This window comes from Pseudoclavibacter sp. Z016 (genome assembly GCF_002931215.1).
Taxonomy (GTDB): domain Bacteria; phylum Actinomycetota; class Actinomycetes; order Actinomycetales; family Microbacteriaceae; genus Pseudoclavibacter.
This window is the reverse complement of sequence record NZ_PSTU01000011.1, coordinates 1,082,719-1,108,864: the sequence shown is the minus strand read 5'-3', so window position 1 is coordinate 1,108,864 and position 26,146 is coordinate 1,082,719. Positions and strand designations below refer to the sequence as shown.

Here is a 26,146-nt window from a genome sequence, read left to right as displayed (position 1 = left end):
GCGGATGCGCTAATCTTCTGGGTCGTCCTCACGCGGGTCCGGGCGCGCGGTGCGCTACTGTGCCGACATGGACGACTCCGCAGCCCCGAGGTACACCCATGGCCACCACGCGAGCGTGCTCCGCTCGCATGGGCGGCGTACGGCCGAGAACTCCGCCGGCTACCTCCTCCCGGAGCTGCGAGAGGGCATGCACGTGCTCGACGTCGGCTGCGGGCCGGGCTCGATCACCCTGGATCTCGCGCGGCGGGTCGGCACCGCCGGCCGTGTCGTCGGCATCGAGGTCGTGGATGAGCCCCTCGAGGCGTCGCGTGCCGCCGCACTCGAAGCCGGGGACACGCAGACGGAGTTCCTGCTCGGCGATGTCTACTCGCTCGACTTCGCCGACGGCGAGTTCGACGTGGTGCACGCACATCAGGTGCTGCAGCACCTCTCCGACCCGGTCGCGGCGCTGCGGGAGATGCGCCGAGTGACGAAGCCTGGGGGACTGGTCGCGGTGCGAGATGTCGACTACGGAACGTGCGTGTGGTCGCCGCAGCTTCCGGAACTCGACCATTGGCTTGCCGTGTACGACAAGGTCGCGCGCTCGAACGACGGGGAGCCGAACGCCGGCAGGGTCCTGCGGCGATGGGCACACTCTGCGGGACTGGAGGATGTGCGTCTCTCGGCGAGCGCTTGGATCTTCACGACACCGGAGGAGCGCGCCTGGTGGGGGTCGACGTGGGCGGAGCGCGCCACCAGGTCGCGGTTCGCCGAGGACGCGAGGGCGCGGGGGATCGCGTCGTCAGGCGACCTTCAGCGCATCGCCGATGCCTGGTCGGAGTGGGCGGACGACGAGGACGCCGAGTTCGTCATGACGCACGTGGAGCTCCTCGCCCGCGTGTGACCTCCGGTCGCGCTTCGCGGCCGAGCGCGTCCACGATCGGGCATTCGGCCGTCGGATCGAGGCACGGGGCGGCGAGGAGCCCGAGGATGGCGGCCCGCGTCCGGTCAAGGTCGCGGATGCGGTCGTCGATCTCGAGGAGCTTGTCGTTCGCGGCCCGCTGCACGGCCTCGGGCTGGGCAGCTCCCGCCCGCGCATCCGCCGAGAGCTCCACGAAGTCGGTGAGCTCCCGCAGCGTGAACCCGAGCTCCTGGCCACGACGGAGGAAGCGCAGACGAGTGAGCGCCCGATCGTCGTAGTCGCGGTAGCCGCCCGTCGTGCGGGGCGGGCTGTCGAGCACCCCGCGCCGCTCGTAGAAGCGGACGGTGGAGACCTTGACGTCTGCCCGCTCGGCGAGCTCAGCGATGCGCATCTGAGGAGACTACGGCCTGGGCCGCATCTGCCGGAGCCCGGGGTCGTCGCACTCGGACGAGCACGGCCGCCTGTGCGACCCCCCACGCGACTTCGAGAGCCAGCATGACCACGATCAGCGGGCTCGCGCCTTGGGTCAGCGCCGTGATCATCGCGAGCGAGAACAGCGCTCGTGCGAGCGTGTCCGCAGCTCCCGCCGCGAGGGACGGACGGAAGATCCGGAAGAGCGCCCACGCCGTCACGACGCTGCCCATCAGGTTCACGAACATCATGGTCGAAGGAGAGCTCGCGTCGGGGAGTTCGCCGCTGAGTCCGAGCTCGGCGTGCAGGGCCTGCAGCCCGATGAAGATCAGGGACGCGGTCGGCAGGAAGGCGAACCCGAGGGTGACGACGAGGTCATAGATGGCGGACAGGCGGATCAGGCCGTGCGCCTTGGCGAGTCGGCTGTGCTTCATGTGTGGCATGACGCCAGCGTGGACCCTGCACCGTGGTGCAGAGTCAAGCCGGAGAATTGCCGGAGTCGAGCTAGGCCGGTTCGAGGATGGCGTCGGCGTCGAGGATCTCGTACGAGTACCCCTGCTCCGCGAGGAAGCGCTGCCGGTTCTGCGCGAAGTCCTGGTCGACGGTCTCGCGCGAGACGAGCGTGTAGAACGACGCGGTCACGCCGCTCGAGCTCGGGCGAAGCAGCCGGCCGAGGCGCTGCGCCTCTTCCTGCCGCGAACCGTACGAGCCGGAGATCTGCACGGCGACGGACGCATCCGGCAGATCGACCGAGAAGTTGGCGACCTTCGAGACGACGAGCACCTTCTCCCGTCCCTCCCTGAAGGCCTGGAAGAGCTCCTCGCGCTCCGCGACGGGCGTCTGGCCCGTGAGCTTCGGCACTCCGAGCTCCTCGGCGATGCTGTCGATCTGATCGAGGTACTGGGCGATGACGAGGATGTTCTCGCCTCGATGCTTGCGGATGAGGGCCTTGACGAGCTCGTGCTTCGCGGGCGCCGTCGCGGCGATGCGGTAGCGCTCGTCGTCGCTCGCGGCCGCGTACTCCATGCGCGTCTCGTACGGCAGGTCCACCCGGACCTCGTAGCACTTGGCAGGCGAGATATACCCCTGGGCTTCGATGTCCTTCCAGGGAGCGTCGAAGCGCTTGGGGCCGATGAGGCTGAAGACGTCGCCCTCGCGGCCATCTTCTCGCACGAGGGTCGCCGTGAGGCCCAGCCGCCGTCGCGCCTGCAGCTCAGCCGTCAGCTTGAAGACGGGGGCCGGCAGCAGGTGCACCTCGTCGTAGACGATGAGGCCCCAGTCGAGGGCGTCGAGCAGGGAGAGGTGCGTGTAGACGCCCTTCCGGCGCGCGGTGAGGATCTGGTAGGTCGCGATCGTGACGGGCTTGATCTCCTTGACCTCGCCCGAATACTCGCCGATCTCGTCTTCCGTGAGCGTGGTGCGGCGGAGCAGCTCGTCGCGCCACTGCCGCGCGGAGACGGTGTTGGTGACGAGGATGAGCGTGCTCGTCGATGCGGTCGCCATGGCACCGGCGCCCACCAGCGTCTTGCCAGCGCCGCAGGGGAGCACGACGACCCCGGACCCGCCCTCGAAGAAATGGTCGACGGCCGACCGCTGGTAGTCGCGCAGCTGCCATTCGGACTCGTCGAGCGCGATGGCGTGCGGCGTGCCAGGCGTGTAGCCCGCAAGGTCCTCCGCGGGCCAGCCGAGCTTCACGAGCTGCTGCTTGAGCTCACCTCTTGCCCAGGCCTGCACGCGGAATCCGGACTCGCCGGTCGGTCCCTCGAGCAGCGGTGCGACGTGCTTGGCCCTGGAGATCTGGAGGAGCACGGCAGGGTCGTCGCTCGAGACGACCAGCTCGCCCTCCTCGTCGCGGGAGATGACGAGCTTCCCGTAGCGGGCCACGGTCTCGCGGATCTCGCCCGAGACGGACGCTGGGACGGGGAACTTCGCGAAGCGCTCGAGGACGTCGAGCATCTCGTCGGCCTCGTGGCCGGCCGCGCGGGCATTCCAGAGACCGAGCCGCGTGATGCGATACGTGTGGATGTGCTCAGGCGCTCGCTCGAGTTCGGCGAAGACCGCCAACGCGTGGCGGGCGGCTTCGGCGTCGGGATGCGCCACTTCGAGCAGGACAGTTCTGTCGCTCTGTACGATCAACGGTCCAAGTGCCATAGCGGTCAATCATACCCGCCGGGTCCTGCGCGTCAGCGGTGTCGGCGACTTCTCGCAGCACTATGTCGGCGACTTCTCGCAGCACTACTGGTCTTCGGGCACCTCGGAGAGCTGCACCTCGAGGATCGCGCGGATCGGGAGGGTCCGCTCGACGTCGGCCGCGAGGTCCCTCGCCCGGAGGCGGCCTGCCGCGACGCTCATCGGCACGAGGCGCAGGGTGGTCTCCTTGCCGCCTCCCAGGTCGACCCGCACCGTGACCTCGCTCTTCGCTCGTCGCGCCACCTCGAGCTGACGCTGCACCCACGTCTGCGCATCGTCTCCCGCGTCCAGGCGTGTCGCCTCGTCGTGGAGGGCGTCCGCGAACCTCAGCGCGGCCTCGCTCGGACGCCGTTCTCGCGCGGGGGCGGTCTCCCGGGGGCGGAGCGGCACGAGCTGGCCCGTGGCGTTCTCGGCACTTGCCGGGTAGCGGGCGTCGAGCAGCATGAGCACGACCGTGTCGCGGGATGCCGAGGAGACGAGCGCGCCCTCTCCGGACTGGCGGAGACCGAGCGGCGCGACGGCCGCGTCGACCCTCAGCGCATCCATGAGTGCCGGGTCCTGACTCGTCACGATGGTGCCGGGGCGGACGGGGTGCTCGCGAACTCGCACCCGGCCGTGCCGGTTCGAGGCCTCGCGGAGCAGGTACTCGACGGGCTGGGGGATGCCGGTGAGCGAGAGCCGAGTGAGCGTGGCCTTGATCTCGCCGATCGAGAGCCCGGTGCCGAGCGCGTGCGTGACCGAAGCCTCGGAGAGCCGGTAGCTCGAGGCCAGGCCGCGTCGTTCGAGGGATGCGACGGACTGCAGCTCCTGCTCGTCGGCGGGGGCGAGCGGGCCAGGCGCGATGATCGAGAGATCCGGCTGCAGGTAGACGCCGGGAACCTCGTCCGGCAGGGAGGCTTCGAGGAGGTCGGCCGCGCCGTCGAGGTCGTCCTGTGCGAGCAGGACGCCGAGCTGGCTGAGCTGGCCCTCGACGGTGATGCCGAGGAGCTCTGTCTGCGGCGTCGCGTGCGACTTCGCGTCGACGAGCAGGCCCGTCCTGTCTGCGACGCGGAGCTCTGCGAGCCAGCAGTCGGCGAGCTGGCGCCACCGCGACAGCGGGGCGCTGAGGCGGAACACGCGCCCGAGCGAGGTGGGGCGCATGGCGTCGGAGACCGGGCTGCAGAGGCCGAGGTCCAGCATCCATTCGAAGAGGGGGGACAGCACGGCCTGTTCGGTGTGCAGCTCTGCTGCGATGCGACGGACCGTCGTCGCGCCCAGCTGGAGCCCGCCTCGTCCGTCGCGGTAGGCGCGCGGCGCGAGGTCGAGGGAGGCGATCGCGTCGGCCGCGAGCTGCGCGGCACTGTGGGCGCGCTCGGTGGCCTGGGGGAGTGGCGCGAGGTTCGACGCATCGAACTCGGCGGCGTCGGGTGATGCCGCGAGGAGCTCGGACAATGCGGAGGCGGTGGTCGAGAGGAGCTCGGGTGCCTCCGGCGTTCCGACAGCGAGGCCGCGCAGTCGAGCCGTCTGCAGCGCCTCCGGTTCGCCTGAGGCGAGTCGCGAGGCGTCTCGCCAGCCCAGCCGCGCGACGGCTTCGTTCAGGGCGGTCTCTTCTGCGAGTGCCTCGGCGATGTCCATTGCACCGCTCGAGCCGCGCATCGACAGCCTGCGCCAGGCGGCGAGGCTGGCGAGGTCGGTGCGATCCAGGCTGCGAAGGAGTTGGAGGATCCGCAGCGCGCTCGGGGAGGCGTCTATCAGCTCTCGGACCTGCCCCGCGAGCGTCGGTTCGCGACGACGCGCCAGATGATGAGCGACAGGATGAGAAGGAACGCGACGGGGAAGCCGATGTAGGTGACGAACAGCAGCGTCGGCCAGATCGGGTTGCTCGCGTCGACCTCGATGCCGAGGAGTGGCGTCGCGAGCAGGACGAGCAGCGCGATGAAGGAGATCGCCGCGATGCCGAGGGACATGAAAGCGAGGATGCGTTCGCCCTTCGCGATGGGGGCGCCGTTGGAAGAGGTCACCGAACCAGACTAATCGACATGCGCGCCACCGTAGACTGGTTCGGATCAGCCGCACGCCGCGGCCGACCAGGGGAAGCGAAGTTCGCCGCCCCGCCTGTGAAAGTTCGATCTGGTGCTTCGTGCGCCGAACAAGGAGATGGCCATGCCCACCGGCAAGGTGAAGTTCTACGACGAGGACAAGGGATTCGGCTTCATTGCGGCCGACGACGGTCAGGAGATCTTCCTGCACGCGACAGCGCTGCCAGCAGGAACCTCGTCGGTGCGCCCGGGAACGAAGCTCGAGTTCGGCATCGCCGACGGACGACGCGGTGCACAGGCGCTGTCCGTCCGCGTCCTCGAGGCCCCGCCGAGCGTCGCGCGCATCCAGCGCAAGTCGCCTGATGACATGGCAGTCATCATCGAGGACCTCGTGAAGCTGCTCGACTCCGTCGGCGGCGCGATGCGTCGCGGTCGCTACCCCGAGAAGCCGCAGGGCGCGAAGATCGCGGCGATGCTCCGTCGCGTCGCGGACGACCTGGACGCCTGATGACGAACGAGGCCGTGCTTGCAGCCCCGCTCGGGGTCGCCCTTGACGCCGTCGAGCTCGAGTCTTCGCGAAGGCTCGCCTGGTCGGCTCTGCTGGACGTGACGCCGGCCTCCGAGCTCGGCGAGCTCGTCGCCGTCGTCCCCGAGGAGGACGAGGGCGTCTACACGCTCCAGTACACGACGCGCCTGCCCGGCTACCCGGACTGGCGATGGAACGTCTCCCTCGTTCGCCTTGTCGACCAGGCCGAGCCGACGGTCCTCGAGGCCGAGCTGCTGCCCGGCGACGGGGCCCTGCTGGCACCTTCGTGGGTGCCATGGTCCGATCGGCTCGCCGACTACGAAGCGGCGCAGCTGCTCGAGGTCGGCGAGGTCGTTGACGTCGACGGCGAGAACGCAGAGGCCGCGGGCGCGGAGGCTGCGCCCAAGTCGAGCAAGCGCATCCGGCGCACGCGGACACGACGTCGCATCGGTGCAGACGGTGCGGCCGAGGCCGAGTCGACCGCAGACGGTTCTGCGGACGACGAGTCGGCTCAGGTGCCCGCGAGTGAGGATGTCGCAGCCGGTGCTGGCTCAGAGCCTGCCGTCGGCGAATCTGCAGAAGCCGAGAAGCCCAAGAAGAAGAAGCGCAAGAAGGAGAAGTCGGCCAAGAAGTCGAAGTCGGACGTCGACACCGACGGCACTCCGAGCGACACGGCTGCCGACGAGGCTGCTGTCGAGGTGACCGATGCGGAGACGCCGCCCGCCGAGAAACCCAAGCGGTCGCGTCGCAAGCGCGTCGACCAGGCGACGCCTGACGCCGCCGCGGAGGAGACGACTCCGGAAGCACACGGCGACGCCGATGGCGAGGCAGCCCCGAAGAAGCCCGAGCGTCGGAAGCGCAAGAAGGCGGGCAAGGCCGTCGACGGCGAATCCGGTGCCGACGACGCCGGTGCCGACGACACCTCAGGCCAGGAGCCCAAGGCAGGCGCGGTCGAGAGCGACGACGTTGCTCCGGAGCCGAGCGTGCCGAAGACGAAGCGGGCCGCCAAGGCGCCCGCCGCGCTCGCAGACGAGGTGCAGCCCCAGAAGAGCAGCTCACGGGGCAAGCGGCGTCGGGTCGTCGTGGTCCCTCGCAGCGAGGACGAGCTGCCAGCGCAGGAGGCCGCCGAGTTCGGTGAGGCCGCCGATATCCGGGAGTTCGCCGACGACATGGACGACGTCTTCGACGGGGTCGACTTCGAGCCCGACTCCGAGGTGTCAGCGCCCGAAGGCGACGCCAAGAGCTAGCCCGGCGGATGCTCGGTGGCCGAGGGCTGAGTTGTAGTCGTCACAACTCACCCGAAGCGACCACAAGTCAGCTCCCGGCTCGCGCGGAGACGCGCCACGCTGGATCGCGGAGCAAGACACGCAGGACAGACAAGACGCGCAGGACAGACGAGAGGAGCGTCACCAGCAGCTGCTGGTGACGCTCCTCTCGTCTGCGCTTCGATCGGGGTTGGACCCGGCGGAATCAGCCCAGGTGCTCGACGACGTAGTCGATTGCGCCCGTGAGACGGCGCACGTCGTCGGGGTCGACCGACGTGAACGTCGCGACCCGCAGCTGGTTGCGGCCGAGCTTCCGGTACGGCTCGGTGTCGACGATGGCGTTGGCGCGGAGCGCCGCCGCGACGGCAGCCGCATCCACCTGCTCGTCGAAGTCGATCGTCGTGACCACCTGCGAGCGCTCTGCAGGGTTCGCGACGAACGGAGTCGCGTACTCGGAGGCCTCTGCCCAGTCGTAGATGATGCCGGAGGAGGTACGGGTGCGGTTGTCGGCCCAGGCGATTCCGCCGTTGCCGTTGATCCAGTCGAGCTGGGCCTCGAGGAGGAGCAGCGTCGAGATGGCCGGCGTGTTGAGCGTCTGGTTCTTGCGCGAGTTCTCGACGACGTGGCTGAGCTTCAGGAAGTCGGGGATGTACCGCTCGGAGGCGGCGATGCGCTCGATGCGCTCGATCGCAGCCGGGGACGCGATCGCGAGCCAGAGGCCACCGTCGGCACCGAAGTTCTTCTGCGGCGCGAAGTAGTACACGTCGGTCTCGCTGATGTCGATGTCGACGCCGCCCGCGGCGCTGGTCGCGTCGATGACCGTCAGGGCGCCGTCGTCGCCGTGGACGCGACGGATGGGGGCCATTGCTCCCGTCGAGGTCTCGTTGTGCGGCCACGCGTAGACATCGACGCCGGCGACTGCCTCCGGCGAGGCGATCGTGCCCGGCTCGGCGGAGCGCACGTCCGGGGCCGTGAGCCACGGGGCGGCTGCAGCCTTGGCGAACTTCCCGCCGAACTCGCCGAAGGTCAGGTTCTGCGCGCGCTCGGAGATGAGGCCGAAGGCCGCGGAATCCCAGAATGCGGTGGACCCGCCGTTGCCGAGCAGTACCTCGTAGCCGTCGGGGAGACGGTAGAGCGAGGAGAGGCCTGCGCGCACGCGGCCCACGAGGTCCTTGACGGGTGCTTGGCGGTGGGAGGTGCCGAGGATGCTGGTGGCCCCTGCGACGAGATGATCGATCTGCGCGGGCCGGACAACCGACGGGCCGCAGCCGAATCGGCCGTCGAGCGGAATGAACTCTGTCGGGATGCGAATGTCAGGCATGCTGCAAGCCTATGCGCGCAAGCGGGCTCGCTCGCCGCTAGGCTTGGCGGACCAATGCAACGGAGGGTGGCGGGGCGTGACCAATCTGGTGGACACCACGGAGATGTATCTCCGCACCATTCTCGACCTCGAGGAAGAGGGCATCACCCCGCTTCGGGCTCGCATCTCCGAGCGGCTCGGGCACTCGGGTCCCACGGTGTCGCAGACGATCGCGCGCATGGAGCGCGACGGGCTCGTCTCGGTCGCCGGTGACCGCAGGCTCGTGCTGACGACCGACGGTCGTGCCAAGGCGACGCGCGTGCTGCGCAAGCACCGCATCGCCGAGGGCCTCCTCGCCAACGTCATCGGACTCGACCTCGCCCAGGTGCACGAAGAGGCCTGCCGCTGGGAGCACGTCATGAGCGACGAGGCCGAGCAGCGGATCTTCGAGATGCTCGGCCGCCCCAGCGAATCGCCGTACGGCACCCCGATTCCGGGACTCGTCGAGTTCGGTGCCGAACCCGCCGAGGAGTTCCTCGCCGGCGTCGTGAGCGTCTCGGCGCTCCTCGAGGAGTCTGCGCGCGGAGCCACCTCCACGGAGCCCGTGCTCGCGAAGGTGCGTCGCCTCGGCGAGCCCGTCCAGTCCGACCTCCAGACGCTCACGCTTCTGCGCGAGGCTGGCGTGCTTCCCGGCACCGAGGTCACCCTGCAGCGCCGTGGTGCGTGGATCGGCCTGCTGCCTGCTTCTGGCGGCATCGGCGTCGAGGTCTCGCTCGAAACCGCCGAGCACGTGTACGTGGATGCGATCCTGAGCCCCGAAGGTGCGCTAGGCTGAGATCTGGTCACGGCCAGCTGAAGATCTCCTCCGCGTTCTGCGGGCCTTCACGTGCCTGACATCCCCGGAAACTCAGGGTTCGTTACCTCGGCGTTAGGGTTCTGACACCGAAGCGTGACAATTCACAGCTTTTCCACTAGTGTTGTCCGAGTCATGAGCTATGCAGTCTGCATAGCTGGCAGGCCGAGGCGCCGTATCCCGCTCCTCGACCTAGCTCCCCCTGGTAACAGGCAAGAGCGGGATCGGCTCCCAGGAGTCAGGCGCTGGAGGAACGACTTGGAAAACTTGACGAACGCCACGGCACCGCTGACGCGACGCCAGGCTCGTGAGATCGAGCGCCGCACGGGCCAGCGCCCAGTGGCGACTGTCGGTGTCGCGGGTGTGTCCGCGCCGGTGATCGAGGCTTCGGTCGCAGAGATCAACTCGGCATCCGTGCCGACGCCCTCTGCTTCAGCATCCTTCGTGCACGACACTGCGCACATCCAGCGCAACGAGCTCGGCGCACTCGTGTCGGTGCTCCCCACGACCACTGCGCTCCCGCAGGTCGCCGGCGACGAAGCCGTCGAGCAGCTCGCAGAGGTCATCGACATCCCCGAGGCGTTCACGGGCCGCTCCGTGAGCATCCGCGCTGCGAAGCCGGCGTCGCTCGTCGCTCGTCAGCGTCGCCGCACGGCTGGTGGCTTCGCCGCTGCAGCAACCGTCGCGGCCATCGCCACGGCAGGCGTCGTCGTGCCGGCGGCAGTCGCCGATGGCAACAACGCCAGCCAGGCGCAGGCCAACCTCCTCGCCGCCACCACGGTCGAGACCGAGGCACCGACGGCTGAGGCCGACGCAACCGCTGAGGCTCCGGCAGAAGAAGTTGTCGAGCAGGCCTCCGTCGACCTCGTCGCCGCTCCAGAGGTTGCGGTCGACCGCACCGAGACCAGCGTCGTGACCCTCTCGAGCGACCAGGTCGCCGAGGTCGTCGCAACGCCTGAGCCCACCGCAACGGCAGACTCGAGCGCCTCCACGGGCGGCACGACGTCGACGGGCGGCAGCACCTCGGGCAAGACCAACACCGCATCGACCGGCGGACAGAGCGTCGACTCGTCGAGCGTCTCCGCTGCGGCCATGAGCTACGTCGGCGGCTACTTCGGCTCGTGCGACCTGCTCACCCAGGCCGCCTACGCAGCAGTCGGCATCTCGCTGCCGCGTGGCGTCTCCGCTCAGGCGGCAATGGGCACGCCCACCTCCAACCCGCAGCCCGGCGACCTCGTCGTCTGGCCTGGCGAGCACATCGGCATCTACGCCGGCAACGGCATGGTCATCGACGACCCCGGCTACGGCGGACGCTCCGTGCAGCACCGCTCGATCTCGTGGGGCAGCCCCTACTACGTGACGCTCCGCTAAGGAACGAACCACCTCGGCAAACGCGCTCAGCTTCGGCTGGGCGCGTTTCGTCGTTACTCCCGCGTGACCGCTCATGCATCCATTTGTGATCTGACCGTGACAATTCCGTGACCTTTGTGTAGGCTCGGACGCGTCGAGGATGCCGGTTCCAACGGTGTTCGAAAGCACCGAGGAGAAGTCTTGAGCACATCGAGCACGCCGCGCACGGACAGCACCACCGTGCTGACCCGCCGCGAAGCCCGCGCGATCGAGCGGCAGACCGGAGTCCGTCCCGTCGTCACGTCGGCCGTGGCCGGGGTCTCTGCCCCCGTCATCGAGGCCTCCGTCGCCGAGATCGCCTCCGCCGCCTCCACTCCTGCCGTCGCCTCTGCGCCCTCGGTGCACGACACGGCTCGCATCGAGCGCAACGGCCAAGGTGCCCTCGTTTCCGTCCTGCCGTTCTCGCAGCTCGCCGCAGATGCGACCTCGGAATCCCAGGGCCTCATCGAGCACTCGGAACCCGCCCCCGTCACCGACATCTCCGAGGCCTTCACCGGGCGCTCCGTGAGCATCCGCGCCGCGAAGCCGGCCGCCCTCGTCGCACGGACCCGCCGGCGCACCGCCGCCAGCTTCGCCGCCGCCGCAACCGTCGCAGCTGCAGCCACTGCCGGGATGGTCGTCCCAGCCGCCGTCGCAGACGGGCAGAGCGAGGTGCAGTCCCAGGCCAACCTGGTTGCGGCCACGTCGCCAGACGCAGCCGCGACGGCACCCACATCGGACCCAGTCCCAGCTGCCGAGGAAGCCGCCGTGGAGGAGGTCGCCCTCGTCGCTGCGCCAGAGGTTGCCGTCGACCGCACGGACTCCACGGTCGTCTCGATCTCCAGCGACGATCTCGCTGCCGTCGCTGAGACGCCGACACCGACTCCGACGCCAGAGGAAACCGAGGCTCCTGCAGAGTCGAGCTCGTCGACCTCGGGAAACACGTCCTCGGGTGGCAGCTCGAGCAACCAGACGTCCTCGTCCTCGGGGTCCGCCGCGCCGAGTGGTGGGTCCGGCAACGTTGACACCTCGAGCCTCATCGCGGCGGCGCACAGCTACGTCGGCTCCTACTTCCCGGCCTGCACCGACCTGACCAAGGCCGTCTACGCGACGCAGGGCATCTCGCTTTCGGGGTCCGTCAGCAACCAGATCTCGGGCGCACGCCAGACGTCGAACCCGCAGCCGGGTGACCTCGTCGTGCAGCCAGGCGCGCACATCGGCATCTACGCCGGTGACGGCATGGTCATCGACTCTCCCGGGTACGGCGGCAAGGTCGTCCAGTACCGCTCCATCTGGTGGGGCAACCCGGTGTACTACACCTTCAACTAGACATCTCGAGCTTCGGCTCACTCCGGTGGGCAACGCCGCGCGCAGCTTCTGCTGCGCGCGGCGTTCTGTCGTCGTGATCAAAATGTGATGATTTGCGACCTGACTGTGACCTGAGCGTGACATTTTCGTTATAAACGGTTACGCTCGTGGAAGTCCAGGGCACCAACGGGTGCTCAGCTCCACCCGAAGGAAATCCATGAGCACCACGCTGACTCGTCGCGAGGCCCGCGCCATCGAACGCCAGACCGGTGTGCGCCCAGTCGCGGACGCCACGCAGTCGTTGAGCGCCGCCGCGCTCGCCTCCGTCGCCGGCACCCGAGCACCCGTCGCCCTGCAGCCCGAAGAGACGGGCCGCATCGAGCGCAACGCGATGACCTCGCTCCTCTCGGTCGTCCCCGCAGACCGCGTCGCAACCGCGGCGACCGAAGCCGAGGCGCCCAGCGTGCCCGCGGCCTTCGCCGGCGAGCGTGCCATGACGGTTCGCGCTCCACGCCCCAGGCAGCTCGTCGTCCGCCGCCGCGTCGCCGGAACCCTGGCCGCCGCCGCGTCTCTCGCCGCGGTCACCGCGGTCGGAGCCGTCGTGCCGAGCACCATGGCAGCGCCCGCGCCCGCCAGCGAAGCCAGCCTCTCGAACGCGGTGGCCACATCAGATGACACCAACGCGGACGCGCAGACCGAGCAGGCGAGCGTCGAAGCGGCCATCGCCGACGCCGTCGCCGATGCCACCCCCGCCGTCGCAGCACCGGAGACCGTGACCGATCGCACGGAGACCGCGGTCGTGAGCATGAGCGCTGACCAGGTCGCCGCAGTCGCGACCCCAGAGCCCACCGCCGACGCCACCGCAGACGCCGCCGCCGCAGATACGAGCGGCGCGGGCAGCAGCTCCGCAGGCCAGAGCGTCGCCGGCTCAAGCGTCGTCGAGACCGCGTCGCAGTTCATCGGCGTCTCGCCGTACGTCTTCGGCGGGGCAACCCCGGACGGCTTCGACTGCTCGGGGCTCGTGAAGTACGTGTTCGGCCTCCACGGCATCGACGTGGCACACGGCGTCAGCGCGCAGGCGGCGGCGGGCACACGCGTCTCCGACCCGCAGCCGGGCGACCTCGTCATCTTCCCGAACTTCCACGTCGGCATCTACGCCGGCAACGGCCAGATGATCGACGCTCCCACCGAGGGCCGCATGGTCGAGCTCGGTGGCCTCGACGCGGGCGGAAGCTACTACTTCGTCCGCCTCTGAGCGACGCGTCTCCCACATGCGGGAGGGGCAGCTCCCTGTCTTCGGTCTTTCCGGCCGGTGAACAGGGAAAGCTGCCCCTCCCGCATTCTGCATCCGTGGTCTACGCTGTTGCCAGATCGACGACACTCGGGAGCGTCAATGAGGGCACGCAGCGGCATCCACGCCAAGGATGCGCGCGCGTGCTCAGCCCTCGACGTCTACCAGAGCGGTGAAGCCTGTCAGACCGTTCGAATACAGGCCGACGAGTCTCGTCCGTCCATCTACCTACTCGATTCAAGGGTGCCGCCGATCCGGGCGGTGCCCTTTTTTCGTACGGATGCGAAAGCAGGTCCAGCATGCGAACCCTCGTCCTGAACGCAGGCTACGAACCGCTCGGGGTGGTCTCCGACAGGCGGGCACTCGTGCTCGTGCTGCACGGCAAGGCCAGCGTCATCGACGTCGATGAGGACCACCCGGTGCTAGCCTCAAGCGGCGTCTGGGAGCGGCCGCGCGTCATCCTGCTGACCAGGTACGTGCGCGTTCCCATGGCCCGCATGCAGCCGGTGAGTCGCAAGGGCGTGCTGCGGAGGGACGCGAACCGATGCGGCTACTGCGATGGCTTCGCGAACACGATCGACCACATCCTGCCGCGGTCGAGGGGCGGGCGCGACAGCTGGGAGAACCTCGTCGCCTGCTGCCTCAGGTGCAACAACGTCAAGGGTGACAAGACGCCGGGGGAGATGGGGTGGCGGCTTCGCCTCACACCGAGACCCCCGCGGGCCACCGGCTGGTCGCCGCGAAGCGTCGAACGAGAGCTGCCCGAGTGGGCGGCGTACCTCCCCGCCGCCTAGCTCGTTGCTGACAGCGTCTCGCCGGCTTCCGAGAGCGCCACTGCCCTCTCCTTGAACGCGGCCGCGCGCTGGTGCAGCTCGCGGTCGAACGCTGGCTTGGTCGCCGCCCCGAGCGTGGACGCGAAGACAGGCGAGGCGAGCTTGTACGTGAACTTCCACGTCGCCTTCGTGCCGCCCTCGACGGCCTCGAATCGCCAGCCCTCGCCGAACGAGGTCAGCCAGGCCGGCCCCTTCACCATCTCGGCGGAGCTCACGAGCGGGGCGTGCACGACTCGAAGCTCGAGGATCATGCGCCGCCCTCCCGGAGTCTTCGTGAAGAAGTGCGCTCCGGAGACGGGCGCCGTGGCCCCGCGGATGAACTCGCTGCGGATGACGCCCGGATCCCAGCTCCGGGCCTCGCCGACGGTGTGCGCGAGCGCGAAGGCCGCTTCGACGGAGAGGGGCACGACGACGGACGCTTCCAACTGAGGCATGGCACCAAGTCTAGGAGTGACTAGCCTGGTGCCATGACTGATGCCGACGCCCGTATCGAAGCCGCACGCAGAGCCCTCGAGGAGGCCACCGCTGCGCTCGCGGCCGCCGAGGCCGAGGCGAAGACCGAGAGCGAGACTGCCGCTCAGGCGGGCCCGGGCGTGGTGCCCGAGCCGGCAGCACCGGCGGCGCAGGCCGAGCCGCCAGCGCCTGCGGCACCTGCTGCTCCTGCTGCTCCTGCGGCTCCCACGGCACCCTCCGGCCCGTTGGATGCGCAGCAGCTCGAGGCGGTTCGCGCCGGCTACGCGTTCGAGGGTGCCGCGCTCGAGATCGGAGCGATCGTCAACGGCGAGGCGGTCGCAGGCGTTCCCGTGCGCATCCCGCTCGCCATGACCAACCGTCACGGTCTCGTCGCCGGCGCAACGGGCACTGGCAAGACGAAAACCCTGCAGGTGCTCGCCGAGCAGCTCTCCGCCGCCGGCGTGCCCGTGTTCGCGGCCGATATCAAGGGCGACCTCTCCGGGATCGCGACGCCGGGCGAGCCGAGCGACAAGCTTCTGGCGCGCACGAAGGGCATCGGGCAGGACTGGGCCCCGGCGGCCGCACCCACCGAGGTGTTCTCGCTCGGCGGGCGAGGCATCGGCGTCCCCATCCGAGCGACCGTCTCGAGCTTTGGGCCGCTCATGCTCTCGAAGGTGCTTGGGCTCAACAAGACGCAGGAGTCGAGCCTCGGCCTCGTCTTCCATTTCGCCGACGAGCAGGGGCTTGCGCTCGTCGACCTCTCCGACCTGCGGACCGTGCTGCAGTACCTCACGAGCACCGAGGGCAAGCTCGAGCTCGAGGGGATCGGCGGGCTCTCGAAGCAGACGGCAGGCGTCATCCTTCGCGAGCTCGTGAACTTCTCCGAGCAGGGTGCCGACATCTTCTTCGGGGAGACCGAGATCGACACCCGTGAGTTCCTGCGGGTCACGAACGAGGGGCGCGGCGTCGTCAGCCTCCTCGAGCTACCCGGCGTCGCCAGCAACCCCGCGCTCTTCTCGACGTTCCTCATGTGGCTGCTCGCCGACCTGTTCAACGAGCTGCCCGAGGTCGGGGACCTCGACAAGCCGAAGCTCGTCTTCTTCTTCGACGAGGCGCACCTCCTGTTCTCTGGCGCCTCCAAGGCGTTCGTCGAGCAGATCACGCAGACGGTGCGGCTCATCCGCTCCAAGGGCGTCGGGATCTTCTTCGTCACGCAGACCCCGAAGGATGTCCCGGACGATGTGCTCGCGCAGCTCGGCTCGCGCATCCAGCACCAGCTGCGTGCGCATACCCCCGACGACGCGACCGCGCTGCGCCAGACCGTGCGCACCTACCCGAAGAGCGGGTACGACCTCGAGGAGGTCCTCACGCAGCTCGCGACGGGCGAGGCGATCGTCACCGTCATGAACGAGAAGGGCGCCCCGTCGCCGGTTGCGTGGACTCGCCTCCGCGCCCCGCAGGCCTCGATGTCGCCGACGCCCGAGGACGGCCTCCGCCAGCTCGTCGCCTCGTCGTCGCTGTACCCGCGCTATTCGCAGGTGCTCGACCCGCAGTCGGCGCACGAGGTGCTGACGGCCAAGATGAACGCCGCGGCGGAGCGCGAACGGGCCGAGGCCGCGGCGATCGAAGCGGAGAAGCAGGCGGCGAAGGACGCGAAGGAGCGGGAGCGCGCGGAGAAGGCGGCCCGCTCGCGCACGCAGACGCGCACGACCACCAGGTCACGGCCGGATGCGGGCAGCGGCAACGTCGTGAGCGACATGCTCGGGTCCCGGACCGGCCAGACGATCGTCCGCGAGGTGGTGCGCGGCGTGTTCGGCACGCTCTTCAAGAAGCGCCGCTAGCTCGGCGCGCGAGACCCCGGCGCAGCACGGAGAAGGCGGGTGACGGATCTCTTCGATCCGCCACCCGCCTCAGGCTGTGGTCTGGTCGCTAGCTGAGCGCACTCGAGCCGACATCCACAGCGAACTCGGTGCCGCCCTTGAGCGCGGAACCGGCGCGACGCCCTCAGGCCGTGGTGACGATGGGGACGCCCTCGCTCGGCTGCACGACGACGAAGCCTGGCCCGTGGAACGCGAGCTGGAACGACTCGCCGGACCCGCGGCCGATGAGCGAGCCCATCTTGAAGTCGTTCTTGATGGTGGGCTGCAGGTTCTGCGACCAGCAGATCGCAGCCTGGGGGTCGACGAAGGTCGGCTGCACGGAGCAGTCGAGGACCATGGGCGGGCCGTCGCTCGAGACGGCGACGGTGCCGTGGCCACCGACCTCGAGGTTGAAGAGGCCGCCCGTCATCATGCCCGCGTTCGCGAGCATCTTGATGTCCCACTGCAGGTTCGCGTCGAAGGCGAGCAGGTTGGCGGTGTTGATGGTGATGCCCTCGCCCTCGAGGACCAGCGTGAAGACGTCAGCAGCCTGGCGGGCGAAGAACACCTCACCCTGACCCCCGACGCGCATGAGCGAGCCGCCCTCGCCGGAGACCATCTTCTTCATGAACTTGCCGAGGCCGCCTGAGCCCTCGTGCTTGAACTCGAACTGGCCCTGGTAGGCGACCATCGCGCCCTTGGCTGCCAGCACCTCAGGTCCGAATCCGACGCGAAGCATCTTCTTCGATTGAAGCACCCAACGCTCGGTGCTCTGGCTCTCCCGGTTCGCTTCCGCGAATAGCTCGCTGCGCATGCTGAGTCTCCCTCATCTGTGGTTTCTCGGACGTCCGATGGCTGTATTCGCAGGGCCCGTGGCCCCGCTGTTCGGCATCCTATTGCCGTTCGCTGGCGTGGCGCATGGGGAGTGCTCCCCATGCGCCACTGGAGCCGTTCAGGCTCGTGCTGTATTGCCGGGGGCCTCCCGGCGTGCTCGGCCGGCTAGCTCAGCGCGATCTCGTTGGGCGCGCCGGGGAGCGTCGCGGAGCTCGTGATCTCCTCGGTCTCCAGGTTGACGGCGTGGACCGTGCTTGTCGCCGGGTCGGTGACGTAGGCGACGCCGTCCTGCACCTTGAGCGCGGGGTGCGCGTCCTGCCATTCGGCCGGCCCCTCCCACGCGTCGATCACGGGGATCGAGGTGATGGGCGAGCCGTCTTCCTCTGAGAAGAGGTGCAGCGAGCCGTCGGAGCCGAGGATGATCGCCTCGTTGTCGGAGCCGCGTGCGAGGTCGCGGAACGTGTAGCCGACGCCGTCGGGCAGCTCGGTGACCGAGATCTTGCCGCTCGCCGTGTCGACGAGCGCGAAGGCCTGCAGGAGGTAGCCCTCGGCGTCCGGGTCGGTCTTGTAGTCGCCGAGGGCGATGGCCGAGTCCTCGGTCGTGAGCATGTTGCCGATGCGGCCGAACTCGTCCGGGGAGGAGAGCTTCGTGATCGTGCCGTCCGAGTAGGCGAGCGCGCCGTTCTCGCAGCCGACGACCACGACCTCGTCCTTCACCGTGCCTTCGCCGTGCACGCCGGGGCAGTCGGTGGAGCGAGCGAGCTCGGTGCCGTCGGCGTCGGTCGCGACGATGCCGGTGCGGTCGCTCAGCGTCGTGACGAAGGTGCCGTCCGAGAGCTCGATCGAGACGCCGTGGTGGGCGGCGTCGCTCGCAACCGTCTCGGTCTCGGGCAGCTTCGTGCCGTCGTCGAGGAGCGCATCCGTGTCGAAGATCACGGAGTCGCCGCTGCCGTCGAAGAACAGCACCGTCTTGCCGGCGTGCGCGACCGCGTGGCCCGCCTTCGAGCCTTCGAAGGTGACGCCCGTGAACGCCGGCTCCTGAGTGTCGAGCACCTGGAAGCCGGCGTCGGTCGTGACGAGCACGTTGCGGCCATCGCCGACGGGGTTGACGCGGGTGAACCCGTCGATGGGGACGTCGCCGACGACCTCGAGGGTCGTCGCGTCGAGGACGACGAGTCCGCCGTCGTACGTGAGCGTCACGCGTTCGGCGGTGGCCGCTGCGCCGGGGGTCGCCGCAGCTTCTCCCGTCGCGGCGGGAGCGGTCTGGGTGCAGCCGGTGAGGGCGAGGATGCCGAGGGCCGTCACGGCGATGGCGCCGCGGGTCCTGGTGGGGGAGGCGAGGGTCATGGAGACTCTTTCTGTGTTCGGGCTTGCTACTTGGGGTATTGGCGCTCGCGGTCGAGCGGGCTACGAGGTGAGGCCGGTGGTGATGCGCTCCGTGTTGGCGCGCATCATCTCGAGGTAGGTCTCTGCGCCGCCGCCCGCGGGGGTGAGCGACTCGGTGAAGAGCTGCTCGACGCGGACGTCGATGCCGGCCTCCTCCGCGAGGGCGCGGGCGAGGTCGTCGGGGCTGGAGGAGTCGGCGAAGATCGTGGGCACGCGGGCGGCGGTGATGTCGGCGCTGAGCTCGGCGAAGTCGGCGGCGCTGGGTGCGGCGAGCGTGGTCCCGCCAGGGATCACGGTGCCGACGACCGTGAAGCCGAAGCGCTCGGCGAGGTAGCCGAACACGTGGTGGTTGGTGACGAGGCTCTTCGACTCGCTCGGGATGGTGTCGAACTCGCCCTGCATCCACTCGTCGAGTTCGTCGAGCTCGCTCTCGTAGGCGGCGACGGAGGCGTCGAGGGCCGCCGCGTCGAACCCGTCGAGGTCGGTCGCGAGTCGGGTGCCGAGCGCGTCGACGACCGCGGACATTCGGGCGGGGTCGGTCCAGAAGTGCGGATCGTCCATGCCTTCCGCGTCGCCTTCCGTGTAGGAGAGGGGCTCGAAGGCGTCGCTTGCCACGAAGTGCGGGATGCCGGCCGCATCGACCTGCTCGAGATGCTGCGCGACGCCCTCTTCCAGCCCGAGTCCGTTTGAGACGACGAAGTCCGCGTTCTCGATCGAGGCGGCCTCCTGGGCCGTGAGGCTGAAGGAGTGCGGGTCGGCGCCGGGCTTCATGAGGGTCACGACGCTCGCCTGGTCGCCGACGAGCTCGGTGACCACGTCGCCGAGGATGTTGGTGGTGACGACGATCTCGGGACGGTCATCTGCTGCGGTCGCGCTGCAGGACACGAGGCCTGCCGCGATCGCGAGCGAGGCGACGATGCCGAGTCCGTTGCGGGTGAACCGTGAGGTCGTCGATGCGCGCATGCTCAGTTTCCCGTCTCGAAGGCGAAGGCCGGGGCGGTCGGCAGCTCGAGGGTGCGGGCGACGCGCGCGCCGTCCTTGTAGTCGATCTCGTGCAGCTCGGCGGAGGCCGGCGTGCTCAGGTAGGCGCGGCTCGTGTCGACGGAGAGGTGGATGCTCGAGGCGGACTCCGGAGTGCCGATCAGCCCAGCCTGCGACCCGGTCACCTCGCCGCTCTCGCCGTCGATGACCAGCAGGGTTCCCTCGTCGTCCACGGCGACGACACGGTCGCTGTCGTCGCCGACGGCCACGGCCGTCAGGATGGGGCGTGCCGTCGGCAGGAGGGTGACCTCCTGTGAGCGGGAGGAGGCGAGCCAGATGCCGGAGTCTCCAGCGGGACCGGCCACGGCCGGGCGGTGGGGTCGGCTGTCGAGCGAGGTCGCCTGGCCGGGTGCGGTAGTTCCGGCCGCGTCTGCGGACGCGGCGTCCGGGTAGGCGACCTTCGTGATCGACGGTGCAGCGGCCGTGTCCTCGCCCTCGGCGGCCGCGGCGAACACGAGCCCATCCGCGCAGGCGAACGTCGCGCCGAGGCTCGTCTGCTGCACATCGCTCAGCCCAGGGCAGTCGACTCCCTCGCCGAGCTTCGTGCCGTCAGACGAGTAGGCGGCGAGGACGGGGGAGGCGCCCGCCGACGCGACGCTGCTCGCGACCACGGCGTCGCCCACCGGCGCGGCCGCGGCGGAGTGGGCCGCCGACTCGATGCGGGTGAGCTCGACGGTCTCGCCCTGGCCGAGGGCGTGCCGGTCCAGCACCACCGTCGTGCCGGACGTCTCGAAGCTCAGGGCGGCGATGCCCTCGTTCGAGGAGACCCGCGCAGCTCCCGTCTCGGTGAGCTCGCCGACGAGGCCAGGAGTCGCACGGTAGTAGTGAACGTGATCCCCGTGGGGCACCGTCCACACCCCGGTGTCGATGATCTCCGTCTTCCCATCGGCGGCGTCGGAGCCCGAGAAGATGAACCGGCCGTCGCTGACGGCCCACGACGCGGGCGCCACGGCATCGAGTGCGGTGCTCTCGCCGGTGAGCAGGTTGAGGACGCTCACGGAGCCGTCCGCGCCGATGCTGCCGATGCTCGTCTGGGCTTCGGCGAGCTCCTCGGCCCCCGCCACGAAGCCGTGCGCCTGCTCTTCGGTGGTCGGCGCGCTCGCGGTCGGTGCGGTCTCGGAGCCCGGCGACGTGCATCCGGCGAGGGCGAGCATGCCGACGAGGGCGAGGGATGCGCGAGGTGCGAGTCCTCGGGCGGGGACTCGGGGGAGCGGGGAGATCAGGCGTGTGCGGGGCAAGACTGGTCGCTTTCTGCTGGAGCGGTGGTTCGGGGGATGGGGCGGCTGGAGCGCGGTGCACGCAGCACCGAGGCGACGCCGACGGAGATGACGGCGGTCAGCGCGATGGCAGGACCAGCCGCGATGGCGAGATGCCACGAGGCGTAGAGGCCGACGACGACGGAGGCGATGCCGATCGCGCTGCCGAGCGCCATGATGCCGACGACGCTCTTCCTGCTGAGGGATGCCGCGGCCGGGGGAGCGAGGAGGAGCGCGGTCACGAGGAGCGTTCCGATGGTCTGGTAGGAGGCGATGACCGCGATCGCCACGAGGGCGATGAGGGCGAGGCTCGCGCGCTCCGGCCGCAGTCCGAGCGTGAACGCCTTGCGCTCGTCGAAGGCGAGCGCGGTGAAGGGCCGGTGGCAGAGGGCGAGTCCGGCGGCGGCGAGCGCGAGCGCTGCGCCGATGAGCCAGAGCTCGCCTGGCCCGATCGCGAGCACGTCGCCGAACAGCATCGCCGTGACGTCGACGGCGAAGCTCCCCGACCTGGACACGATCGCGATGCCGAGCGCGAGCATCCCGACGAAGAGGATGCCGATGGCCGTGTCGTTGGAGAGCCGTGTCCGCTTCGTGAGGGTGCGCACGCCGACGGCCATGACGGCCGCCGAGACGGATGCGCCGGCGACCGGCGGGAGGCCGAGGAGGACTGAGACGGCGACGCCGGGGAGGATGCCGTGGGCGAGCGCCTCACCGAGGAAGGCCATGCCACGCAGGACCACCCAGGTGCCGACGCAGGCGCACAGCACGGCGGCGAGGGAGCCGCCGAGGAGGGCTCTGGCGAAGAAGCTCGCCTCGAGGGGATCGGTGAGGAAGGGCACGAGGAAGGACCGTAGCATAATGAAAACGCTTCTCATTACCGATAGGGTGGCGCGCATGGCTGCCCTCATCACGCTCGCGAACGCCACTGTCCGCTACGACGCACACGCCGCGCTGTCCGACGTCTCGCTTGAAGTGCGACGCTCGGCGATCACCGTCGTCGTCGGGCACAACGGCTCGGGCAAGAGCACGCTCCTCGGCGTGCTCGCCGGGACCACCCCGCTCACCTCGGGGACCCTCGACTGGCACGATTTCGACGCCAGGCCCGGCAGCATCGCCTACGTGCCCCAGCACGCCCGGCTGCCCGAGGCCTTCCCCCTGACGGTCGGTGCCGCCGTCGCGATGGGCCGCTGGGGCAGAGCGGGAAACCGGCCGAGCGCCTCGAGCTGGCGCTGGGGGCGAGGCGCGCAGGCCCGCACCCGCGACGCCGAGCTCGTCGACGCCGCCATCGAGCAGCTCGGCCTCGAGGAGCTCCGCGGACGTCTCCTCAGCCAGCTTTCCGGCGGGCAGCGGCAGCGAGCCCTCGTGGCGCAGGGCATCGCGCAGGACACGGAGGTGCTGCTCTTCGACGAGCCGACCGCAGGGGTCGACGCGGAATCCAGTGCTCGAATCGCGGCGTGCCTCGCCTCGCTCGCCGAACGGGGCAGGACCGTTGTCGTCGCCAGCCACGACGCCGGAGAGATCGCAGCGGCGGACGCCGTCGTCGCGCTGCGCGACGGACACGTGATCCCCGGGGAATCGCGGATGACTGCGCGAAGCGCTGCATCACTAGGATGACGACTACCCCTCGCTTCACGGACGAGGAGCGTCGGCGCCGTGCACGGCGCATCCCCGTCGAAGGAGCCCGCAATGAGCCAGTCAACCCCGATCGTTCGTTTCAACCTCGACCCGAGTCTCCTCAGCCAGAGGCAGGTGAGCACGCTGCGCTGGATCTTCGGCATCGGCGGAGCCGTGGCGATCATCCTCGGCATCGTCGCGCTCGCCTTCCCGATCAAGGCCCTCACCGCCATCGCCTGGATCTTCGGGCTGTTCTTCATCTTCTCGGGCGCCCTGCGCCTCATCCGCGCCGTCGTCTCCAAGGGCATCCCCACCGGCTGGCGGGTCTTCAACGGCGTCGTCGGGCTGCTGCTCATCGCGGGTGGCGTCATCGCCCTCGTCCAGCCCGTTGCCCTCATCGACGCGCTCGGCATCCTCATCGCGATCACCTGGATCATCGAGGGCATCGCGGCGCTCGCGGATGGATCTCCCGGCCAGTCCCGCGGCTTCGCGATCTTCTCCGGCGTGCTCAGCATCGTCGCCGGCCTCCTCATTCTCCTCTGGCCTGCCGGCGTCGTCGTCGTCGCCCTGTGGATCGTGGCGATCATCCTCGTCATCGGCGGGATCACGCAGCTCGTCATGGCGTACCGCTTCGGCAAGCACGCGAAGAAGGCCTGACCCGATATGGAAACCATCACCTCCAAGATCCCTCTCGTCGACGACGCACCCTCCTCGCGGCCGCGCACCTTCACGCGCATCCTGCTCGGCGGCTTCCTCGTCTTTGCCGGGGTCACGCACCTCACGGTCGCCCGCGAGGAGTTCACGGCGCAGGTGCCGAAGTCGGTGACCAAGCACACGCCGCTTTCGACCGATCAGGTCGTGCTCGCCTCCGGCGTCGCCGAGATCGCGCTCGGCCTGTCGCTCCTGTTCGCGCGCCGCTCGGCCCGCCCGACCGTGGGCTGGATCGCAGCCGGATTCTTCACGGCCGTCTTCCCGGGCAACCTCGCGCAGTTCGCGCGTCGCCGCGACGCGTTCGGGCTCGACACCGACAGGAAGCGCTTCCTGCGCCTCTTCTTCCAGCCCGTGCTCGTCGCGTGGTCGCTGTACTCGACCGGAGGCTGGCGCCGCCGCGTGAAGTAGCGGCGTTTCTCGAAGTGCGGGCGCTCCTGGATGTGCGGACGCTCCTGCCCCCGCACCGCCTCACCCTCTGGCTATCTCGGGAAGCGCGGAGCCCATCCCGAAACCTGTTGAGGGGATGGTTCGGATGTGCGGCGTCAGACCGGGTGGGCCGAGGGGGCAGCCTTCTCGACGCGGGCTGGTGCGTCTCTGAGGTCACGAGTATGTCCGATCTGGCGAAAGTGAGTGTGCTCCGGAGGTCTCGCAGACCGACGCTGATGTTCCCCCACCGGCTCAGAAGCGTGTACATGTTCCGTCGCACTCGACGCTTCTGCGCGTCGCCCCGGTCCCGATACATCTGCGAGTGCGACACTGCAGGGGTGGATGCACACCTCCGACCATGGGTGGCCGACGATGCCCCTGCACTTGCGAATGCCATGCGAACGTCGCCCGACCTCGCCGCGCAGTTCCCGGGAGGTGTGCCCTCGACAGAGCTCGACTTCGTCTCCTACATGGCGCAGCATCTGGTCTCCGGCACCGCGAAACACGACCTGGCGATCATCGTCGACGGCATCGCGGTCGGAAACGTCGGGCTGAGCAACATCGAACACGTGCACCAGACCGGGTGGGCCTACTACTGGCTGGCGAAGGGGGCTCGCGGCAGGGGCCTCGCGACGCGGGGCCTCGCGACGATCGCGGACCTGGCGTTCACGGAGCTCGGCCTCTTCCGCCTCGAGCTCGGCCACCGGACCGGGAACGCGGCGTCCTGCCGCGTCGCGAGTCGTGCCGGGTTCAGGCCCGAGGGCATCGAGCGGCAGAAGCTCCGCTACGGGAAGCAGCGGTTCGACGTCGAGACGCACGCGCGACTGACGCTCGACCCGGTCCCCGACATCGAGCTCATCCCGCGCACCGCCTCCCTGGCGGGGCCGCGGCAGCCGGACCTCACGCGGCCGGACCTCGGCCTCGCCTGAGGCCAGGCGGGTGGCCGAGGTCGGGACCTACTCGGTGAGGATGCGCCTCGGCGGGGGAGTTCACGCGGGGTAACGCGATTCCGCGGGGCGTCGCACGGGATGGCAGGTTGGTATCTGATTTCCCCGATCTCGACTGCTGAGGACTCCCACGTGCGCATCTCCCCGACCGTTCCCGAGTCGATCGCCTCACTGAGGGCCGCGAAGCCCGAGGTGGTCGAGCAGACGCTCGCCGCCTACACGGCGCTCTACGAGAGCCCGCAGGTGATCGAGCGCGGCCTGCTCCACGGCTTCGCCAGGACGGTCGCGCGCTGGCAGGGCAACGCGCAGCTCGCCGACTGGCATCTGGCGCAGGGCGCCGATGCTCGTCTGCTCGGCGACGAGCTGCCCGCAGATGCGAAGCTGCGCGCGCTCGTGGAGCACGTGGACCTCATCACGGTGTCGCCTGCGCTGGCCACCCACGAAGACCAGCACGTGCTGCCGGTCGCCGGGGTCACCCCGGACGAGATCGTGCTCCTGAGCCAGCTCGTGGCCTTCGAGAGCTACCTGGCACGCATGCTGGACGGCGACGCGCTGCTCGCCGGAACCGCGCCGGAGCGAGTGGATGCGCCCGCCCGCGCCACGGTTGCCGCCGGTCGGTCGAAGGACCTCTCGGGTCGCACCATCGCCGGACTGGCGAAGCCGACCGAGTACACGCAGGAGCAGCTCGAGTGGTCGCCGTGGGTGGCCGCCCCCGACGAGGCGGAGCTGACGGCCGAGCAGGTCGACTCGTTCGCCGCGAAGGCGACCACCAACAGCGTCTACTTCCGGCTCCTGTCCAGGGTTCCTGTGGTGCTGAAGGCCCGCAGTGCCATCGACAACGCCGTGTTCCTCGGCAAGGGCGGGCTGCCTCGCGCCGAGCGGGAGCTCGCCGCGGCCGTCGCAAGCAAGGTCAACGACTGCATCTACTGCGCCTCGGTGCACTCCAGGAAGGCGACCTTCCAGTCGAAGCGCCACGACGACGTGCAGCGGGTGCTGGACGCGGGCCTCGCTCGCGACGCCGACTGGCAGCCGACCTCGCTCGACGCGCTCAGCGACGGTCAGGACGAACGCTGGAGCGCCATCATCCGCTTCGCCGCGAGCCTGTCGACGCTGCGCCCGAGTGCCACGCCCGCGCAGATCGACGAGCTGCGCGCGCTCGGCCTCGACGACGCCGAACTGTTCGACCTCGTTGGGTCGACGGCATTCTTCGCCTGGGCGAACCGGCTCATGCTGAGCCTCGGCGAGCCGAACTGGCCCGCCGCAGCCACCAGCAGCTGAGCATCCGCGCCACTGCGCCGCCCCTGAACGTTCTGCACGACCTGCCACCGAGAGGT

General features: G+C 69.6%; 26 protein-coding genes. 14 read left to right on the top strand and 12 right to left on the bottom strand.

The features are described from left to right. The first annotated feature begins 67 nt into the window (after nt 1–67). Complete coding sequence (locus tag C5B99_RS11250; RefSeq protein ID WP_104241906.1) at nt 68–883, top strand: methyltransferase domain-containing protein; 816 nt, start codon at nt 68–70, stop codon at nt 881–883. On the opposite strand, the gene C5B99_RS11245 is transcribed toward C5B99_RS11250, so the two are convergent. The 5 genes from C5B99_RS11245 to C5B99_RS11225 all read right to left on the bottom strand — a co-directional run bounded on the left by C5B99_RS11245 (nt 849) and on the right by C5B99_RS11225 (nt 5,502). Further along, nucleotides 849–1,292 carry a MerR family transcriptional regulator gene (locus C5B99_RS11245; RefSeq protein WP_104241904.1) on the bottom strand — a complete coding sequence of 148 codons (444 nt, stop codon included), beginning with the start codon at nt 1,290–1,292 and terminating at the stop codon, nt 849–851. The two genes, C5B99_RS11250 and C5B99_RS11245, sit on opposite strands and share 35 nt — an antisense overlap. Further along, complete coding sequence (locus C5B99_RS11240) at nt 1,279–1,755, bottom strand: hypothetical protein (RefSeq protein WP_181062973.1); 477 nt, start codon at nt 1,753–1,755, stop codon at nt 1,279–1,281. The genes C5B99_RS11245 and C5B99_RS11240 overlap by 14 nt, the downstream gene beginning before the upstream one ends. Nucleotides 1,756–1,816: 61 nt before the next feature. After that, complete coding sequence (locus tag C5B99_RS11235; RefSeq protein ID WP_104241902.1) at nt 1,817–3,463, bottom strand: DNA repair helicase XPB; 1,647 nt, start codon at nt 3,461–3,463, stop codon at nt 1,817–1,819. 84 nt (nt 3,464–3,547) lie between these two features. After that, a complete protein-coding gene (locus C5B99_RS11230) occupies nt 3,548–5,137 on the bottom strand; it encodes a helicase-associated domain-containing protein (RefSeq protein ID WP_104299342.1) in 1,590 nt (529 codons plus the stop codon). Nucleotides 5,138–5,232: 95 nt separating this feature from the next. After that, complete coding sequence (locus tag C5B99_RS11225) at nt 5,233–5,502, bottom strand: hypothetical protein (protein WP_104241898.1); 270 nt, start codon at nt 5,500–5,502, stop codon at nt 5,233–5,235. Nucleotides 5,503–5,644: 142 nt separating this feature from the next. Here C5B99_RS11225 and C5B99_RS11220 point away from each other — a divergent pair, with 142 nt between their 5' ends. After that, nucleotides 5,645–6,028 (top strand): cold-shock protein, encoded by a 384-nt coding sequence (locus tag C5B99_RS11220; protein ID WP_104241897.1) that lies wholly within the window; start codon nt 5,645–5,647, stop codon nt 6,026–6,028. Then, nucleotides 6,028–7,293 carry a DUF3027 domain-containing protein gene (locus C5B99_RS19305; protein ID WP_181059384.1) on the top strand — a complete coding sequence of 422 codons (1,266 nt, stop codon included), beginning with the start codon at nt 6,028–6,030 and terminating at the stop codon, nt 7,291–7,293. Before C5B99_RS11220 ends, C5B99_RS19305 begins: the two co-directional genes overlap by 1 nt. Before the next feature lie 223 nt (nt 7,294–7,516). On the opposite strand, the gene serC is transcribed toward C5B99_RS19305, so the two are convergent. After that, nucleotides 7,517–8,632: a phosphoserine transaminase gene (gene serC, locus C5B99_RS11210; RefSeq protein ID WP_104241895.1), complete on the bottom strand. Its 1,116-nt coding sequence runs from the start codon at nt 8,630–8,632 to the stop codon at nt 7,517–7,519. A 76-nt stretch (nt 8,633–8,708) separates the two neighbouring features. Between serC and C5B99_RS11205 the strand changes: the two genes are divergently transcribed. The 5 genes from C5B99_RS11205 (at nt 8,709) to C5B99_RS11185 (ending at nt 14,246) form a co-directional block, all read left to right on the top strand. Beyond that, nucleotides 8,709–9,446 (top strand): metal-dependent transcriptional regulator, encoded by a 738-nt coding sequence (locus tag C5B99_RS11205; RefSeq protein ID WP_104241893.1) that lies wholly within the window; start codon nt 8,709–8,711, stop codon nt 9,444–9,446. Between the two features lie 276 nt (nt 9,447–9,722). After that, a complete protein-coding gene (locus C5B99_RS19635; protein WP_258063157.1) occupies nt 9,723–10,835 on the top strand; it encodes a C40 family peptidase in 1,113 nt (370 codons plus the stop codon). Nucleotides 10,836–11,015: 180 nt separating this feature from the next. Then, on the top strand, nt 11,016–12,182 hold the full coding sequence (locus C5B99_RS11195) for an NlpC/P60 family protein (RefSeq protein WP_104241891.1): 1,167 nt from the start codon (nt 11,016–11,018) through the stop codon (nt 12,180–12,182). 196 nt (nt 12,183–12,378) lie between these two features. Beyond that, the gene (locus C5B99_RS11190; RefSeq protein ID WP_104241889.1) at nt 12,379–13,416 is read left to right on the top strand and encodes a C40 family peptidase; all 1,038 of its coding nucleotides are present in this window, start codon (nt 12,379–12,381) and stop codon (nt 13,414–13,416) included. A 335-nt stretch (nt 13,417–13,751) separates the two neighbouring features. Beyond that, nucleotides 13,752–14,246 (top strand): HNH endonuclease, encoded by a 495-nt coding sequence (locus C5B99_RS11185; RefSeq protein ID WP_104241887.1) that lies wholly within the window; start codon nt 13,752–13,754, stop codon nt 14,244–14,246. Here C5B99_RS11185 and C5B99_RS11180 read toward each other — a convergent pair. After that, nucleotides 14,243–14,719 carry a type II toxin-antitoxin system RatA family toxin gene (locus C5B99_RS11180; protein WP_104241885.1) on the bottom strand — a complete coding sequence of 159 codons (477 nt, stop codon included), beginning with the start codon at nt 14,717–14,719 and terminating at the stop codon, nt 14,243–14,245. The genes C5B99_RS11185 and C5B99_RS11180 overlap by 4 nt on opposite strands. A 33-nt stretch (nt 14,720–14,752) precedes the next feature. Here C5B99_RS11180 and C5B99_RS11175 point away from each other — a divergent pair, with 33 nt between their 5' ends. Next, nucleotides 14,753–16,579, top strand: a complete 1,827-nt coding sequence (locus C5B99_RS11175; protein ID WP_104241883.1) for a helicase HerA-like domain-containing protein — start codon at nt 14,753–14,755, stop codon at nt 16,577–16,579. Between the two features lie 163 nt (nt 16,580–16,742). On the opposite strand, the gene C5B99_RS11170 is transcribed toward C5B99_RS11175, so the two are convergent. From C5B99_RS11170 to aztB, 5 genes are all read right to left on the bottom strand, one after another. Continuing rightward, nucleotides 16,743–17,411, bottom strand: coding sequence for an AIM24 family protein (locus C5B99_RS11170; RefSeq protein ID WP_104241881.1), 669 nt, complete (start codon nt 17,409–17,411; stop codon nt 16,743–16,745). 185 nt (nt 17,412–17,596) lie between these two features. Continuing rightward, nucleotides 17,597–18,778, bottom strand: a complete 1,182-nt coding sequence (aztD, locus tag C5B99_RS11165) for a zinc metallochaperone AztD (protein ID WP_104241879.1) — start codon at nt 18,776–18,778, stop codon at nt 17,597–17,599. Between the two features lie 60 nt (nt 18,779–18,838). Continuing rightward, nucleotides 18,839–19,780, bottom strand: coding sequence for a zinc ABC transporter substrate-binding protein AztC (gene aztC / locus C5B99_RS11160; RefSeq protein WP_104241877.1), 942 nt, complete (start codon nt 19,778–19,780; stop codon nt 18,839–18,841). Between the two features lie 2 nt (nt 19,781–19,782). Next, entirely contained in the window at nt 19,783–21,096 is a 1,314-nt protein-coding gene (locus tag C5B99_RS11155; RefSeq protein ID WP_104241875.1) for a hypothetical protein, read from the bottom strand. Then, nucleotides 21,078–21,953: a zinc ABC transporter permease AztB gene (gene aztB / locus C5B99_RS11150; RefSeq protein WP_258063156.1), complete on the bottom strand. Its 876-nt coding sequence runs from the start codon at nt 21,951–21,953 to the stop codon at nt 21,078–21,080. Before aztB ends, C5B99_RS11155 begins: the two co-directional genes overlap by 19 nt. 55 nt (nt 21,954–22,008) lie before the next feature. On the opposite strand from aztB, the gene C5B99_RS11145 reads away from it, so the two are divergent. From C5B99_RS11145 to C5B99_RS19630, 5 genes are all read left to right on the top strand, one after another. Beyond that, a complete protein-coding gene (locus C5B99_RS11145) occupies nt 22,009–22,728 on the top strand; it encodes a metal ABC transporter ATP-binding protein (RefSeq protein WP_181064991.1) in 720 nt (239 codons plus the stop codon). A 72-nt stretch (nt 22,729–22,800) separates the two neighbouring features. After that, entirely contained in the window at nt 22,801–23,385 is a 585-nt protein-coding gene (locus tag C5B99_RS11140; RefSeq protein ID WP_104241868.1) for an HdeD family acid-resistance protein, read from the top strand. Nucleotides 23,386–23,391: 6 nt separating this feature from the next. Continuing rightward, on the top strand, nt 23,392–23,847 hold the full coding sequence (locus C5B99_RS11135) for a hypothetical protein (protein ID WP_104241866.1): 456 nt from the start codon (nt 23,392–23,394) through the stop codon (nt 23,845–23,847). Nucleotides 23,848–24,203: 356 nt separating this feature from the next. Beyond that, nucleotides 24,204–24,794, top strand: a complete 591-nt coding sequence (locus C5B99_RS11130; protein WP_104241864.1) for a GNAT family N-acetyltransferase — start codon at nt 24,204–24,206, stop codon at nt 24,792–24,794. A gap of 150 nt (nt 24,795–24,944) precedes the next feature. Next, nucleotides 24,945–26,090 carry a peroxidase-related enzyme gene (locus tag C5B99_RS19630; protein WP_258063154.1) on the top strand — a complete coding sequence of 382 codons (1,146 nt, stop codon included), beginning with the start codon at nt 24,945–24,947 and terminating at the stop codon, nt 26,088–26,090. Nucleotides 26,091–26,146 lie beyond the last annotated feature (56 nt).